Below are 15,005 nucleotides of genomic sequence, written 5' to 3'. Positions count from 1 at the left end.
ACCGGGATGTAAAGTGAATACAACGCTGTTTCGATGGCCGGTTCGTGTCTACTATGAAGATACCGATGCCGGGGGGGTGGTTTACCACGCCAGCTACGTTGCTTTTTATGAGCGGGCACGCACAGAGATGTTGCGCCATCATCACTTTAGCCAACAGGTGTTGTTGGCTGAGCGAGTTGCTTTCGTGGTACGCAAGATGACGCTTGAGTATTTTGCGCCAGCCAGACTCGACGATATGCTCGACGTTCAAACTGAAATTACATCAATGCGCGGAACCTCAATGGTTTTCACGCAGCGGATAGTTAATGCGGAGAACACGGTACTGAACTCAGCTGAAGTACTGATTGTCTGTGTTGATCCAACCATAATGAAGCCTCGTGCGCTTCCTAAGTCTATTGTCGCGGAGTTTAAGCAGTGACTGACATGAATATCCTTGATTTGTTCCTGAAGGCTAGCCTTCTGGTTAAACTTATCATGTTCATTTTGATTGGTTTTTCGATCGCATCCTGGGCCATCATTATCCAGAGAACGCGTATTCTCAATGCGGCAAGTCGTGAAGCGGAAGCGTTTGAGGACAAGTTCTGGTCTGGTATTGAACTGTCTCGTCTGTATCAGGAAAGCCAGGGACGCCGTGATAATCTTTCAGGCTCAGAACAAATCTTTTATAGTGGTTTCAAAGAGTTCGCCCGTCTGCATCGTGCCAATAACCATGCGCCGGAAGCGGTCGTGGAAGGCGCGTCCCGTGCGATGCGCATTTCGATGAACCGTGAGCTTGAAACCCTTGAAACGCATATTCCTTTCCTCGGTACCGTGGGTTCCATCAGCCCGTATATCGGCCTGCTGGGTACGGTATGGGGGATCATGCACGCTTTTATCGCCTTAGGCGCGGTGAAACAGGCGACGTTGCAGATGGTGGCCCCCGGTATTGCAGAAGCGCTGATTGCGACCGCTATCGGCCTGTTTGCGGCCATTCCAGCGGTAATGGCGTATAACCGTCTTAACCAGCGCGTGAATAAACTGGAACTGAACTACGACAACTTTATGGAAGAGTTCACCGCGATTCTGCATCGTCAGGCGTTTACCAGCACCGAGAGCAATAAGGGGTAAACCATGGCCAGATCGCGTGGACGAGGCCGTCGCGAGCTCAAGTCCGAAATTAATATTGTTCCGCTTCTGGACGTCCTGTTGGTCCTGCTGCTGATCTTCATGGCGACAGCGCCCATCATCACCCAGAGCGTTGAAGTCGATCTGCCGGATGCGACAGATTCTCAGGCGGTAAGCAACAATGACGAGCCTCCGGTCATCATTGAGGTTTCCGGCGTAGGGCAATACAGCGTAGTGGTAGAAAAAGATCGCATGGATCAATTACCACCAGAGCAGGTTATCGCTGAAGCGCAACGACGCTTGGCGTCAAATCCGAAAACGGTCTTCTTGATCGGTGGTGCGAAAGACGTACCTTACGATGAAATTATTAAAGCGCTGAACTTGCTACACAGTGCGGGCGTTAAGTCAGTTGGCTTAATGACTCAGCCTATTTGATCATCTGCGTAGTTTTTGGGAACCGATTGTGTCAAAGGCAACCGAACAGAACGACAAGCTTAAACGAGCGATAATCGTCTCCACAGTGCTGCACGTAATTCTTTTTGCAGCGCTGATCTGGAGTTCGTTCGACGAGCATATTGATGCATCAGCGGGCGGCGGTGGCGGTTCTTCCATCGATGCCGTGATGGTGGATCCGGGTGCGGTCGTTCAGAACTATAATCGCCAGCAACAGCAGCAGGCGAGCGCAAAACGTGCTGAAGAGCAGCGTGAAAAACAGGCGCAACAGCAAGCGGAGGAGCTGCGTGAAAAGCAGGCCGCAGAGCAGGAACGCCTGAAGCAGCTTGAGAAAGAACGTTTACAGGCGCAAGAATCGGCAAAAGAGCAGGCTGAAGCTGCGACGAAAAAAGCGCAGGAACAACAGAAGCAGGCGGAAGAGGCCGCAGCCAAAGCTGCAGCCGATGCGAAAGCGCAGGCTGACGCGCAGGCGAAATTAGCGGCCGAGGCCGCGAAGAAAGCCGCTGCCGATGCCCAGAAAAAAGCCGAAGCCGAGGCCGCGAAGAAAGCCGCTGCCGATGCCCAGAAAAAAGCCGAAGCCGAGGCCGCGAAGAAAGCCGCTGCTGAAGCCCAGAAAAAAGCTGAAGCCGAGGCCGCGAAGAAAGCCGCTGCTGACGCCCAGAAAAAAGCTGAAGCCGAGGCCGTGAAAAAAGCGGCCGCAGCCGAGAAAGCCGCCGCTGCCAAAGCTGCTGCTGATAAAGCGGCTGCGAAAAAAGCAGCCGCAGCTGAAAAAGCCGCCGCCGCTGCCGGTGTCGACGATCTACTTGGCGATTTAAGCTCGGGTAAGAATGCGCCGAAAACGGGCGGGGGGGCGAAAGGAAATAATGCTGCTTCGGCTGGAAGTGGTAACACTAAGAGTAACGGTGCGACAGGTGCTGAAATTAACGGTTATGCCTCGCAGATTAAATCCGCGATTGAAAGCCGTTTCTATGATGCATCTTCCTTCGCCGGTAAAACGTGTACGCTGCGTATAAAACTGGCACCGGATGGCATGCTTCTGGATATCCGGTCTGAAGGAGGCGACCCGGCCTTATGTAATGCGGCACTGGCTGCAGCGCGTCAGGCTAAAATGCCAAAACCGCCCTCTCAGGCAGTCTACGAAGTGTTTAAAAATGCACCGCTGGACTTTAAGCCTTAAGTTACTTTTTCCCCGTGCAAACGGGGAAAAATAGGCCAGGTTTAGTCACAGGGTTCAGGTAGTTTTGTCTATTTGAGTTTGTTAACATTCTGCTAAATTATCATGGGTAAGGTAACCCAGATAAGGGAGATATGATGAAGCAGGCATTACGTGTAGCATTGAGTTTCTTAATGCTGTGGGCAGCTGTGCTGCACGCAGAAGTACGTATCGAGATAACCCAGGGGGTTGACTCGGCACGCCCAATCGGTGTGGTTCCTTTCCAGTGGGCGGGGCCTGGCGCCGCGCCTGAAGATGCCGGTGGCATCGTGGCAGCGGACCTGCGTAACAGCGGTAAATTTAACCCGTTAGATCGTTCTCGTCTGCCGCAGCAGCCGGGTAGCGCGCAGGACGTGCAGCCTGCCGCATGGTCTGCTCTGGGGATTGATGCCGTTGTTGTGGGGCAGGTTACGCCTAACCCGGACGGCTCATTCAATGTCGCGTGGCAGTTGGTTGATACCGGTGGCGCGCCGGGAACCGTTCTGGCTCAGAACTCCTACAAGGTCACTAAACAGTACCTGCGCTATGCGGCTCATGCTGCCAGCGATGCGGTATTCGAAAAGTTGACTGGCATTAAAGGCGCATTCCGTACCCGTATTGCTTACGTGGTTCAGACCAACGGCGGTCAGTTCCCTTATGAATTGCGCGTATCGGATTACGACGGATACAATCAGTTCCTGGTGAAGCGTTCTCCGCAGCCGCTGATGTCTCCAGCCTGGTCTCCGGATGGCTCTAAACTGGCCTATGTTACCTTTGAAAGCGGTCGCTCTGCGCTGGTTATCCAGACGCTGGCTAACGGCGCCGTTCGTCAGGTGGCATCGTTCCCACGTCATAACGGCGCACCGTCGTTCTCGCCTGACGGCACCAAACTGGCATTCGCACTGTCTAAAACCGGTAGTCTGAATCTGTACGTTATGGATATTGGTTCAGGTCAGATTCGCCAGGTGACAGATGGTCGCAGCAACAATACCGAACCAACGTGGTTCCCGGATAGTCAGAACATTGCCTATACCTCTGATCAGGCAGGCCGTCCACAAATCTATAAAGTGAATATCAACGGCGGTGCTCCGCAGCGTATTTCCTGGGAAGGTACGCAGAACCAGAACGCAGACGTGAGCACTGACGGTAAGTTTATGGTGATGGTCAGCTCCAATGGTGGGCAGCAGCACATCGCCAAACAAGATCTGGTCGCGGGTGGCGTACAAGTTTTGTCGTCAACGTTCCTGGATGAAACGCCGAGTCTGGCACCTAACGGCACTATGGTAATCTACAGCTCTTCTCAGGGGATGGGATCTGTGCTGAATCTGGTTTCTACAGATGGGCGTTTCAAAGCGCGTATTCCGGCAACTGATGGACAGGTAAAATCACCTGCCTGGTCGCCGTATCTGTAAATAATAATTAATTGATTACTAAAGGAATCACAGAAATGCAACTGAACAAAGTGCTGAAGGGGCTGTTGATCGCTCTGCCTGTAATGGCAATCGCAGCGTGTTCTTCTAACAAGAACGCAAGCAATGACCAGAGCGGCGAAGGCATGATGGGTGCGGGCACGGGTATGGACGCTAACGGCAGTGGCAACATGTCTTCTGAAGAGCAAGCGCGTCTTCAGATGCAGCAGCTGCAGCAGAACAACATCGTTTACTTCGATCTGGATAAATACGACATCCGTTCTGATTTCGCTGCAATGCTGGATGCTCACGCGAACTTCCTGCGTAGCAACCCGTCTTACAAAGTCACCGTAGAAGGTCACGCGGACGAACGTGGTACTCCTGAGTACAACATCTCCCTGGGTGAACGTCGTGCTAACGCTGTTAAAATGTACCTGCAGGGTAAAGGCGTTTCTGCTGACCAGATCTCCATCGTTTCTTACGGTAAAGAAAAACCTGCAGTACTGGGTCATGACGAAGCGGCTTACGCCAAAAACCGTCGTGCCGTACTGGTTTACTAAGAGAATTGCATGAGCAGTAACTTCAGACATCATCTGTTGAGTCTGTCGTTACTGGTTGGAATAGCGGCCCCGTGGGCCGCTTTTGCTCAGGCGCCAATCAGTAGTGTCGGCTCAGGCTCGGTAGAAGACCGGGTCACTCAACTTGAGCGTATTTCTAACGCTCACAGCCAGCTTTTAACCCAACTCCAGCAACAACTCTCCGATAACCAAAGCGATATTGATTCTCTGCGCGGCCAGATTCAGGAAAGCCAATATCAGCTCAGCCAGGTTGTAGAGCGTCAAAAGCAAATCTTGCTGCAGATGGAAAGCCTGAGCAGTGGTGCGTCAGCACAGCCAGCGGCAGGCGATCAGAGCGGTGCGGCAACAGCAACGCCTGCGCCGGCTGCCGGAGGTACTCCAGCCACCACAGGCACGGCAGTACAGAGCGGTGACGCGAATACCGATTACAACGCCGCCATTGCCCTGGTGCAGGATAAATCGCGTCAGGACGAGGCTATCGCTGCGTTCCAGAGCTTCGTTAAGAAATACCCTGATTCCACTTATCAGCCAAACGCCAATTATTGGCTCGGTCAGTTGAATTACAACAAGGGTAAAAAGGACGATGCGGCGTTCTATTTCGCCTCAGTGGTGAAAAATTACCCTAAATCGCCGAAAGCGCCGGATGCGATGTTTAAGGTCGGCGTGATCATGCAGGACAAGGGTGACACGGCGAAAGCCAAAGCGGTCTATCAGCAGGTGGTCACAAAATTCCCGGGTACCGAAGGTGCAAAACAGGCGCAAAAACGTCTGAGTTCGATGGGATGATTACCGCATGACCAGAAATCGCATTATTTCTGGTCGTGCAGCATGATTCGTAAGCAGTTAAGTGATCTTCGTCGAAATTTTTGTTGCGTAGAATTCATAAATCAGTAATATATGCCGCCGTTGCCACGGGATATCAAACAACGTGAAAACAACGTAAAAGTGGGTCGTTAGCTCAGTTGGTAGAGCAGTTGACTTTTAATCAATTGGTCGCAGGTTCGAATCCTGCACGACCCACCACTTAACGCGTTACTGGTAGTACAGAGTGGGTGATTAGCTCAGTTGGTAGAGCATCTCCTTTACACGGAGGGGGTCGGCGGTTCGAGCCCGTCATCACCCACCACTCGGGTCGTTAGCTCAGTTGGTAGAGCAGTTGACTTTTAATCAATTGGTCGCAGGTTCGAATCCTGCACGACCCACCACTTCTAAAGTGGAACCGAGTAAAAATCTTCGAAGTCAGTACCCGAATGGGTCGTTAGCTCAGTTGGTAGAGCAGTTGACTTTTAATCAATTGGTCGCAGGTTCGAATCCTGCACGACCCACCACTTCGAAGAAAAAATCCCGCAGGGGGTCGTTAGCTCAGTTGGTAGAGCAGTTGACTTTTAATCAATTGGTCGCAGGTTCGAATCCTGCACGACCCATCTATGTAGAAAGGCGCCCTAAAGGCGCCTTTTTGCTATCCATTTCTTGTGACATTTACGCTTAAATTCGCTATCTTGTTTAGTATATAAAACACAATTGCCCTTATTATTGCTATGTCCTGCAAATGCAAGGCAATATTGTTAAGCCAGTAAAACGAGAAGCCAAAAATGAGTGTGATGTTTGATCCCGGCGCCGCAATCTATCCTTTCCCGCCGAAGCCCGCTGCGCTAAATCTGGATGAAAAGCAGTTCTACCGGGAGAAGATCACGCGTCTTCTTAAAGAACGCGATGCGGTGATGGTGGCGCACTACTACACTGATCCGGAAATCCAGCAGCTGGCGGAAGAGACGGGCGGCTGTATTTCTGATTCGCTGGAGATGGCCCGCTTCGGTGCAAAGCATCCCGCCTCCACGCTCCTCGTCGCAGGGGTGCGCTTTATGGGTGAAACGGCAAAAATACTCAGCCCAGAAAAAACTATTCTCATGCCGACACTCAACGCGGAATGCTCTCTCGATCTTGACTGCCCAATAGACGCGTTTACGGCCTTCTGCGATGCTCATCCTGAGCGCACCGTGGTGGTCTATGCCAACACTTCCGCGGCGGTTAAGGCTCGCGCTGACTGGGTGGTCACCTCCAGCATTGCCGTTGAGCTGATTGAGCATCTGGACAGCCATGGCGAGAAGATCATCTGGGCTCCCGATCGTCATCTTGGCAACTACGTCCAGAAGCAGACCGGCGCAGACGTGCTTTGCTGGCAGGGTGCCTGTATTGTGCATGATGAGTTCAAAACCCAGGCGCTGGCGCGCATGAAGGGACTCTACCCGCAAGCGGCTATTCTTGTTCACCCGGAATCCCCGCAGTCTGTCATCGATATGGCTGATGCCGTCGGCTCAACCAGCCAGTTGATTACTGCAGCTAAAACGTTGCCGCATCAGCAGCTCATCGTGGCGACCGATCGCGGTATTTTCTACAAGATGCAGCAGGCCGTACCACAAAAAGAGCTGCTTCAAGCCCCTACCGCAGGAGAGGGGGCCACATGCCGCAGCTGTGCTCACTGCCCGTGGATGGCGATGAACGGCCTTCAGGCCATTGCTGAAGGGTTAGAAAACGGGGGGGCGAGCCATGAAATTTATGTGGATGCCGCGCTGCGCGAAGCCGCGCTGATCCCGCTTAACCGCATGCTTGATTTTGGGGCTACACTTCGTCATTAATTCAATACGCACCGGGGAAAAGATGGATTTTTTTAGCACACAGAACATTCTGGTTCATATACCGATTGGCACAGGTGGCTATGATCTGTCATGGATTGAAGCCGTTGGCACGCTGGCGGGGTTACTCTGCATCTGGCTGGCAAGCCTTGAGAAGATAAGCAATTACGCGTTTGGGCTGGTGAACGTTACGCTCTTTGCGATCATCTTCTTCCAGATACAACTGTACGCCAGCCTGCTTTTACAGGTGTTTTTCTTCGCGGCGAATATCTACGGCTGGTACGCCTGGTCGCGGCAGAACAGCCTGCAGGAGGCGGAACTGCGCATTCGCTGGCTACCCCTGCCGAACGCTATTGCCTGGCTCGTCGCCTGCGTAATTGCCATTGGTTTAATGACGTTCTTTATCAACCCGGTATTTGGGTTCCTGACCCGCGTCGCGGTGTCGGTGTTGTCGGGTGTTGGTTTGAACGTCACAATGCCTGAGCTACAGCCGGATGCCTTTCCGTTCTGGGACTCCTGCATGATGGTGCTGTCGATTGCCGCCATGATCCTGATGACCCGAAAATACGTTGAGAACTGGCTGTTGTGGGTCATCATCAATGTGATTAGCGTGGTGGTTTTTGCCCTGCAGGGCGTCTATGCCATGTCTCTTGAGTATCTGCTGCTGACCTTCATCGCCCTTAACGGTAGCCGGATGTGGATTAACAGCGCGCGTGAGCGTGGATCTCACGCGCTCTCCAGCTAATGGTGATGATGATGTGAAGGGTCGGACTGCGCTTCGCTGAGGTGGCAGTCCGGCACGTTACAGCGCTGATACTCCATCTGGATGGTCGAGTGCGCAATCTCATAGTGATGCATGAGAAAGTGCTGAATGCGTTTGAGCAGCGCATCGTGGTCATGCGCGGGGATGACCTGCACGTGCATCGTCATGATCGGTTTTTCCCCCACCAGCCAGACGTGAACATGGTGGACGTTTCTGACTTCCGGGATCGAGCGGCATAAATTACGTTTAAGCTCGCCGATGTTTAACGATGTAGGCGCACCCTCCAGCAGTTCATTTACGCTCTCTTTTAACAGCCGCCACGCGCTACGCAGCACCAGACATGAGACAAGAACCGAAAGAATGGGGTCGATAGGCGTCCAGCCCGTACCCATGATGATCAGCGCCGCAAGAATGGCCCCGACAGATCCCAGCAAATCGCCTAAAACGTGTAATGCTGCCGCCCGCACGTTCAAATTCTTCTCACTGCTGCCGCGATGCAAAATCCAGAACGCCAGAATATTGGCAACCAGCCCGGCGATGGCGATGAGCATCATAGTGCCCCCGGCGATCGGCTGCGGGTCCCTGAAGCGCTGGACAGCCTCCCAGACGATGAGAAGAGTGATCACCACCAGCGCAATAGCGTTAACAAATGCGGCCAGTGTGGTGAGCCTGAGCCAGCCAAACGTGTGGCGAGCATTAGGAGGACGATGAGCGAACTGAACGGCCAGCAGCGCAAAGAGCAGGGCGGCGGCATCGGTAAGCATATGCCCGGCGTCAGCCAGAAGCGCCAGCGAGCCTGAAATGACCCCGCCGATGACTTCTATCACCATGAAGGTGGCGGTGATGGCGAAAGCCAGCAACAGCCGTTTGGCATTGTCATCGCCAGAAGCGTGAGCGTGGGAGTGGGTATGCGCCATGTTATCTTTCCTGATATTTTTATTATTTTAAGTGTAGCGTTTTTAAGCCCTTAAATAAAAAAGGAGAGCATCGGCTCTCCTTTGTCATGTCACCCACGGTTACTGTGTAGTGCCATCGGTTTTCGTATCGGCATTGCTGCCCACTTTATCGTTGGTGTCAGGGCATTTGCCGTCCTTACACATCGAGTTTTTATGCACCTCGTCGGTGGTCATACCGTCATGACTCATGTTACCTGGGTGCGTACCGTCCGAATGCAGCATGGTGCCGCCGGTATTGGTATTACCGTTATTGATGTGGCTATTATCGACGTTATTAGGGGCGATATTCTGTTTTGCATCGGGCGCGACCTGGCCTGCTTCAGCGGCCGCGTTGGCATCACCGTTACTGTCAGACGCGCCAGTTTCGGCGGCCAGTACGCTGCCGCTTGCAAGCGTTAGGGTGGCCGTCAGGAAGAGGGTTGCCAGTTTCGTCATTTTCATCATGCTGCTCCTGTTCTTATCGTTACGCTGGATAACATTCCAACAGTGCATCTTATTCAAAGGCGAAAGATTCCGGCATACGGACTTACGTCAGTATGGAATCGCGTTTAATCACATAAAAATGGTTGTTACAGTTAAAAAGCATAGTTTAGATCTCACTTTTCGCTATTTTGTGACGAATTTTAGCCAAATTCCAGGAATTATCTGCGTGAGGTGTAAAACCCTGTTTACACTTTCAGGCCGACAAGATAGATTGAAAGCATTGCTTTCACTACTAAAGATATGGCAGAGCTGGAAAGAAAATGAATTATCAGAACGACGACTTACGCATTAAAGAGATCAATGAGTTATTACCTCCTGTAGCGCTCCTTGAAAAGTTCCCCGCCACTGAAAATGCAGCCAACACGGTCTCTGATGCCCGCAAAGCGATCCACCAGATCCTCATAGGCAACGATGATCGTCTGCTGGTGGTGATTGGTCCTTGCTCCATTCACGATCCTGCCGCAGCAAAAGAGTATGCGGCCCGGCTGCTCAGCCTGCGTGAAGCGCTTAAGGACGAGCTGGAAATCGTGATGCGCGTTTATTTTGAAAAGCCGCGTACTACCGTTGGCTGGAAAGGGCTGATTAACGATCCGCACATGGATAATAGTTTCCAGATAAACGACGGCCTGCGCATTGCGCGTAAATTGTTGCTGGAAATTAACGACAGCGGCCTGCCCGCAGCCGGTGAGTTCCTGGATATGATTACGCCACAATATCTGGCAGATCTGATGAGTTGGGGAGCCATTGGCGCGCGTACCACGGAGTCTCAGGTGCACCGCGAGCTGGCATCCGGCCTCTCTTGCCCGGTTGGTTTCAAAAACGGTACCGATGGCACCATCAAGGTGGCTATTGACGCGATCAATGCTGCGGGTGCGCCGCACTGCTTCCTGTCCGTCACCAAATGGGGGCATTCCGCCATTGTGAACACCAGCGGTAACGGCGATTGCCATATCATCCTTCGCGGCGGTAAAGAGCCAAACTACAGCGCGAAACATGTAGCAGAGGTCAAAACGGGTCTAGAGAAAGCGGGTCTGCCGCCACAGGTGATGATCGACTTCAGCCATGCCAACTCCAGCAAGCAGTTCAAAAAGCAGATGGAAGTGGGCGCGGATGTCTGCCAACAGATCGCCGGTGGTGAACACGCAGTGATCGGGGTGATGATCGAAAGCCATCTGGTTGAAGGTAACCAAAACCTGGAAGGCAATGAGCCGTTGGTTTACGGTAAGAGTGTCACTGATGCCTGCATCGGCTGGGACGATACCGACACACTGCTGCGCCAGCTGGCGAATGCGGTGAAAGCCCGTCGCGGTTAGTTCGAATGTGAAAATAAAAAAGCGCGGGGCAACTTCTTTCTAGTTGAGCGTGCACAATAACTCATCGAGAGAGTGATTTAATCATATATATCAATTGGTTGATCACTCTATTTTTTGTATATATAAAAATCATCAGTCAAGTTTGCCTCTGTATTGCGATTAATGGCAGAGATGACGATATCAGTGGCTTTGTCGAATATCATAAAACCGCTGCTAATACCTCAATTGAAATGCGGATTATCGTCGGGCACGATCATACCGGCAGGATAAAAATAATCATTACATGAAACAGCGTAGATCCACTGTCCAGTGAGGCATTCAGGCAATAATTCATTGATGACTATTATAACTGATAACATTTCACTAACGCCGTGTAAAGTGAACCCCTGTTCGTTGGGGGCACTTCACGAGAGTGATCGCTTGTAGCATTATGTCTGAATGTAGTTCGATGGGAAAAACTGGATACCTCAAAGAACCTGAAGCCTTTATACGATCCGCTGTCAGAATAATTGTTATGTGAAATTGTATACAACCCGGACAACCACTGTTTTTGCACCATTTAATGGGCCCACATATACCGATTCCTGAAGGGCATTGCTTTTCCAGAGGATTCACCTGCATCAATACGCTGTAACAGATTTCTGATATCAGCCCCCGGTGCATGCCCTAAATTAATCCATCCCAGAACTTCTGTGTAATTCAGTCCATATTTTAGATGACTCTGACGTCCATCAATTATATCACTTCGTTTACTCATGTTTTATCCTCCTTGTCTAACCAATGAATTTTAACACAGGGAATCTATCCTCGCACATTGACGCGGACTGGCAGGTAAAGTCAGTTATGTGGGCGGCAACAGCAAAAATTAACAACTTTATTAAGGAAAAATAAAAGACCTAATTAATAGGTCTTTTATACATTTATATTCTATTTAATACGAGTAATAAAAAAGTCCGCACTTTTTTTATGCCAGGTGAAAAATTACTTCGCTTTACCCTGGTTCGCTACTGCCGCCGCTTTCGCCGCGATTTCTTCTGCGTTACCCAGATAGTAGTGCTTAACAGGTTTGAAGTTTTCGTCGAACTCATACACAAGCGGTACGCCAGTCGGGATGTTTAGCTCAAGGATCTCATCTTCACCCATGTTGTCCAGGTATTTCACCAGGGCGCGCAGGGAGTTACCGTGAGCGGCAATAATCACGCGCTCACCGCTTTTCAGGCGTGGCAGGATGGTTTCGTTCCAGTAAGGCACCACGCGGTCGATGGTCAGTGCCAGGCTTTCGGTGGTTGGCAGCTCTGCGTCGGTCAGTTTCGCGTAACGCGGGTCATGGCCCGGGAAACGCTCGTCATCTTTGGTCAGCTCGGGTGGGGTGACCGCGAAGCCGCGACGCCACTGTTTAACCTGGTCATCTCCGTATTTTTCAGCGGTTTCTGCTTTGTTCAGACCCTGCAGCGCACCGTAATGGCGCTCGTTCAGTTTCCAGGATTTCTCAACCGGTAGCCAGGCCTGATCCAGCTCATCCAGAATGTTCCACAGAGTATGGATGGCACGTTTCAGCACCGAGGTGTAAGCAAAATCAAAGCTGAAGCCTTCTTCCTTCAGAAGCTTGCCTGCTGCTTTAGCTTCGCTTTCGCCTTTCTCGGACAGATCAACATCGTACCAACCGGTGAAGCGGTTTTCGTTGTTCCACTGGCTTTCGCCGTGACGCACCAGAACCAGCTTAGTAATAGCCATGTCTTACTCCTCAAGCATTTTGAATGATAACAATTCTCATTATATTGCCGTCTCTGTGTCAGCGGCAACGCTTAACCCTAACCATAGCGAAAATAGTCTCTGAGTGTAAGGTGCTTGTGAAGGCAGGGTTATGATTTTGTCTGTGATCGGCGCTATTTTCAGCAAGGCGAGAAGAAAAAGCCCCCCGGACGGAGGGCTGAAGGTTAGTGAGGAATAAAATGGTATTCCGTCACGCTAATGTACGCTTCACCCGGGCGCAGCACGCAGTCTGGCTGTGGCCATTCCGGATGGTTTGGGCTGTCTGGCAGGAGTTCACTTTCCAGCGCCAGACCTTGCCAGTCGCTGTACTTATCCTGTTCACGCGCCGTTGTGCCGCCCAGATAGTTACCTGAATAGAACTGCAGGGCAGACGCGGTGGTATAGACCGTCATCTGCAGCTTTTCATCGGCAGACCAGACCTGCGCCGCAGGTTGCTTTATATCGCCTTTTGCCTGCAGCAGGAAAGCATGGTCGTAACCTTTCATCTTGCGCTGATCGTCATCACTCAGGAAATCCTGAGCGATAATCTTTGCGCGGCGAAAATCAAAGCTGGTGCCGCTCACGGATTTCAGCCCCTGAGAGGGGATCCCCATCTCATCGACCGGCAGGTATTCATCGGCCAGGATCTGCAGCTTATGGTCACGAATATCGCCCTGATTGCCGTCGAGGTTGAAATACGCGTGGTTGGTCAGGTTAACCGGACACGGCTTATCGACCGTAGCACGGTACTCAATGGCAATACGGTTATCGTCGGTGAGCGTAAAGCGGGCAGTGGCGGTGAGATTGCCCGGGAAGCCCTGGTCGCCATCGGCAGAATGGAGCGAGAACAGCGCCTCGCTGTCATTTTGCCGCGCGATTTTCCAGCGGCGTTTATCAAAGCCTTCCGGTCCGCCGTGCAGCTGGTTCTCGCCCTGGCTCGACTGCAGCGGATAGCGCACGCCGTCGAGTTCAAAACGGCTTTTAGCGATGCGGTTGGCATAACGTCCCACCGATGCGCCGAGGTAGGCGGTCTGGTTGATATACTGCTCAGGTGACGCACAGCCAAGCAGGGTTTCGCGCACGCTGCTGTCAGGCAGGGGGACGCGAGCGGAAAGTAGGGTTGCACCCCAGTCCATCAGCGTAACCACCATCCCCGCGCCGTTGCGCAAGGTTAACAGGCGGTACGGCAGGCCATCCGGTGCAAGGATTGGCGTTTCATTTAGCACTGTCCTGCTCCTTGTGATGCTTTACAAACATAGAAGGTTTCTTTGATGCCGGTTTTGGCTTCGTACTGTTTTGCCACCGCATCCTGAACGGCCGGGACCAGCTCTTCGGGCACCAGCGCAACGATGCACCCGCCAAAGCCGCCGCCAGTCATGCGCACGCCGCCTTTTTCGCCGATGGTCGCTTTTACAATCTCTACCAGGGTGTCGATTTGTGGAACGGTGATTTCGAAATCATCGCGCATGGAGGCATGGGATTGTGCCATCAGTTCACCCATGCGCTTGAGGTCGCTTTTCGCCAGCGCAGAGGCCGCTTCAACGGTACGGGCATTTTCTGTCAGTACGTGACGAACGCGTTTGGCCACCACCGGATCCAGCTCGTGCGCCACGTTATTAAATTCATTCAGAGACACATCACGCAGGGCGGGTTGCTGGAAGAAGCGTGCTCCGGTCTCACACTGCTCGCGACGGGTGTTGTACTCACTACCCACCAGCGTACGTTTGAAGTTACTGTTGATGATAACCACCGCCGCGCCTTGCGGCAGGGGAACGGCTTTCGTTCCCAGCGATCGGCAATCAATCAGCAGGGCATGCTCTTTTTTGCCCAGCGCGGAGATCAGCTGGTCCATGATGCCGCAGTTACAGCCCACGAACTGGTTTTCTGCCTCCTGGCCGTTGAGTGCAATTTGCGCGCCGTCCAGCGGCAGATGATAAAGCTGCTGGAAGACGGTACCCACCGCCACTTCGAGTGAAGCCGAGGAGCTTAAACCCGCGCCCTGAGGCACATTGCCGCTAATCACTAAATCGGCGCCGCCGATATTTGTGTCACGCTTTTGCAGATGCTTCACCACACCGCGCACATAGTTCGACCATTGCTGGCTGTTATGAGACATAATCGGCGCGTCGAGCGAAAATTCGTCCGTCTCGTTAGCGTAATCGGCGGCCATCACGCGCACTATGCGATCGTCACGCTTCGCGCAACTGATGACCGTCTGATAATCAATGGCGCAAGGTAGAACAAAACCGTCGTTATAGTCGGTATGTTCACCGATCAGGTTAACGCGGCCTGGCGCCTGAATAACGTGGGTGGCAGGGTAGCCAAATTTTTCAGCAAACAGGGATTGTGTTTTATCTTTCAGACTCATT

Annotated in this window: 15 protein-coding genes and 5 tRNA genes; 15 read left to right on the top strand and 5 right to left on the bottom strand. The window is 52.2% G+C overall.

Annotation, left to right across the window (positions count from 1 at the left end; genetic code table 11):
- Nucleotides 1-13: 13 nt before the first annotated feature.
- The 14 genes from ybgC (at nt 14) to pnuC (ending at nt 8,114) form a co-directional block, all read left to right on the top strand.
- Complete coding sequence (gene ybgC, locus NL510_RS16065) at nt 14-418, top strand: tol-pal system-associated acyl-CoA thioesterase (protein ID WP_253378107.1); 405 nt, start codon at nt 14-16, stop codon at nt 416-418.
- Nucleotides 415-1,107: a Tol-Pal system protein TolQ gene (gene tolQ, locus NL510_RS16060; protein ID WP_253378106.1), complete on the top strand. Its 693-nt coding sequence runs from the start codon at nt 415-417 to the stop codon at nt 1,105-1,107. Before ybgC ends, tolQ begins: the two co-directional genes overlap by 4 nt.
- Nucleotides 1,108-1,110: 3 nt before the next feature.
- Nucleotides 1,111-1,539: a colicin uptake protein TolR gene (gene tolR, locus NL510_RS16055; RefSeq protein WP_253378105.1), complete on the top strand. Its 429-nt coding sequence runs from the start codon at nt 1,111-1,113 to the stop codon at nt 1,537-1,539.
- 28 nt (nt 1,540-1,567) lie between these two features.
- Nucleotides 1,568-2,734, top strand: coding sequence for a cell envelope integrity protein TolA (tolA, locus tag NL510_RS16050; protein WP_253378104.1), 1,167 nt, complete (start codon nt 1,568-1,570; stop codon nt 2,732-2,734).
- Between the two features lie 134 nt (nt 2,735-2,868).
- On the top strand, nt 2,869-4,161 hold the full coding sequence (tolB, locus tag NL510_RS16045) for a Tol-Pal system beta propeller repeat protein TolB (RefSeq protein WP_253384959.1): 1,293 nt from the start codon (nt 2,869-2,871) through the stop codon (nt 4,159-4,161).
- Between the two features lie 35 nt (nt 4,162-4,196).
- A complete protein-coding gene (pal, locus tag NL510_RS16040) occupies nt 4,197-4,718 on the top strand; it encodes a peptidoglycan-associated lipoprotein Pal (protein WP_253378103.1) in 522 nt (173 codons plus the stop codon).
- A 9-nt stretch (nt 4,719-4,727) separates the two neighbouring features.
- Nucleotides 4,728-5,522 carry a cell division protein CpoB gene (cpoB, locus tag NL510_RS16035; RefSeq protein ID WP_253378102.1) on the top strand — a complete coding sequence of 265 codons (795 nt, stop codon included), beginning with the start codon at nt 4,728-4,730 and terminating at the stop codon, nt 5,520-5,522.
- 161 nt (nt 5,523-5,683) lie between these two features.
- Nucleotides 5,684-5,759 (top strand) — tRNA-Lys (locus NL510_RS16030).
- A 27-nt stretch (nt 5,760-5,786) separates the two neighbouring features.
- Nucleotides 5,787-5,862 (top strand) — tRNA-Val (locus NL510_RS16025).
- A gap of 3 nt (nt 5,863-5,865) precedes the next feature.
- Nucleotides 5,866-5,941: transfer RNA gene (locus tag NL510_RS16020), tRNA-Lys, on the top strand.
- 47 nt (nt 5,942-5,988) lie between these two features.
- Nucleotides 5,989-6,064 (top strand) — tRNA-Lys (locus tag NL510_RS16015).
- Nucleotides 6,065-6,087: 23 nt separating this feature from the next.
- Nucleotides 6,088-6,160, top strand: a tRNA-Lys gene (locus tag NL510_RS16010).
- 168 nt (nt 6,161-6,328) lie between these two features.
- Complete coding sequence (nadA, locus tag NL510_RS16005) at nt 6,329-7,372, top strand: quinolinate synthase NadA (protein ID WP_253378101.1); 1,044 nt, start codon at nt 6,329-6,331, stop codon at nt 7,370-7,372.
- A 22-nt stretch (nt 7,373-7,394) separates the two neighbouring features.
- Nucleotides 7,395-8,114, top strand: a complete 720-nt coding sequence (pnuC, locus tag NL510_RS16000; protein ID WP_253378100.1) for a nicotinamide riboside transporter PnuC — start codon at nt 7,395-7,397, stop codon at nt 8,112-8,114.
- On the opposite strand, the gene zitB is transcribed toward pnuC, so the two are convergent.
- Complete coding sequence (gene zitB, locus NL510_RS15995; RefSeq protein ID WP_253378099.1) at nt 8,111-9,049, bottom strand: CDF family zinc transporter ZitB; 939 nt, start codon at nt 9,047-9,049, stop codon at nt 8,111-8,113. The genes pnuC and zitB overlap by 4 nt on opposite strands.
- Before the next feature lie 99 nt (nt 9,050-9,148).
- Nucleotides 9,149-9,529 carry a protein YbgS gene (locus NL510_RS15990; RefSeq protein ID WP_253384957.1) on the bottom strand — a complete coding sequence of 127 codons (381 nt, stop codon included), beginning with the start codon at nt 9,527-9,529 and terminating at the stop codon, nt 9,149-9,151.
- 302 nt (nt 9,530-9,831) lie between these two features.
- Between NL510_RS15990 and aroG the strand changes: the two genes are divergently transcribed.
- A complete protein-coding gene (gene aroG / locus NL510_RS15985; protein WP_253378098.1) occupies nt 9,832-10,884 on the top strand; it encodes a 3-deoxy-7-phosphoheptulonate synthase AroG in 1,053 nt (350 codons plus the stop codon).
- Nucleotides 10,885-11,865: 981 nt separating this feature from the next.
- Here aroG and gpmA read toward each other — a convergent pair.
- From gpmA to galK, 3 genes are all read right to left on the bottom strand, one after another.
- Nucleotides 11,866-12,618, bottom strand: coding sequence for a 2,3-diphosphoglycerate-dependent phosphoglycerate mutase (gpmA, locus tag NL510_RS15980; RefSeq protein WP_253378097.1), 753 nt, complete (start codon nt 12,616-12,618; stop codon nt 11,866-11,868).
- Nucleotides 12,619-12,821: 203 nt separating this feature from the next.
- Nucleotides 12,822-13,862 (bottom strand): galactose-1-epimerase, encoded by a 1,041-nt coding sequence (galM, locus tag NL510_RS15975; protein ID WP_253378096.1) that lies wholly within the window; start codon nt 13,860-13,862, stop codon nt 12,822-12,824.
- Nucleotides 13,856-15,004 (bottom strand): galactokinase, encoded by a 1,149-nt coding sequence (galK, locus tag NL510_RS15970; protein ID WP_253378095.1) that lies wholly within the window; start codon nt 15,002-15,004, stop codon nt 13,856-13,858. The genes galM and galK overlap by 7 nt, the downstream gene beginning before the upstream one ends.
- Nucleotide 15,005 lies beyond the last annotated feature (1 nt).

This window comes from unidentified bacterial endosymbiont (assembly GCF_918797525.1).
Classification (GTDB): Bacteria; Pseudomonadota; Gammaproteobacteria; order Enterobacterales; family Enterobacteriaceae; genus Enterobacter.
The sequence above is the reverse complement of the archived record's forward strand: the minus strand, read 5'-3'. Positions and strand labels throughout refer to the sequence as shown.

Bases quoted from the DNA above. Each gene is read 5' to 3' on its own strand.
- tolR (WP_253378105.1), top strand. From the start codon at position 1,111: ATGGCCAGATCGCGTGGACGAGGCCGTCGCGAGCTCAAGTCCGAAATT.
- tolB (WP_253384959.1), top strand. From the start codon at position 2,869: ATGAAGCAGGCATTACGTGTAGCATTGAGTTTCTTAATGCTGTGGGCA.
- pal (WP_253378103.1), top strand. From the start codon at position 4,197: ATGCAACTGAACAAAGTGCTGAAGGGGCTGTTGATCGCTCTGCCTGTA.
- cpoB (WP_253378102.1), top strand. From the start codon at position 4,728: ATGAGCAGTAACTTCAGACATCATCTGTTGAGTCTGTCGTTACTGGTT.
- nadA (WP_253378101.1), top strand. From the start codon at position 6,329: ATGAGTGTGATGTTTGATCCCGGCGCCGCAATCTATCCTTTCCCGCCG.
- pnuC (WP_253378100.1), top strand. From the start codon at position 7,395: ATGGATTTTTTTAGCACACAGAACATTCTGGTTCATATACCGATTGGC.
- zitB (WP_253378099.1), bottom strand. From the start codon at position 9,049: ATGGCGCATACCCACTCCCACGCTCACGCTTCTGGCGATGACAATGCC.
- NL510_RS15990 (WP_253384957.1), bottom strand. From the start codon at position 9,529: ATGAAAATGACGAAACTGGCAACCCTCTTCCTGACGGCCACCCTAACG.
- aroG (WP_253378098.1), top strand. From the start codon at position 9,832: ATGAATTATCAGAACGACGACTTACGCATTAAAGAGATCAATGAGTTA.
- gpmA (WP_253378097.1), bottom strand. From the start codon at position 12,618: ATGGCTATTACTAAGCTGGTTCTGGTGCGTCACGGCGAAAGCCAGTGG.
- galK (WP_253378095.1), bottom strand. From the start codon at position 15,004: ATGAGTCTGAAAGATAAAACACAATCCCTGTTTGCTGAAAAATTTGGC.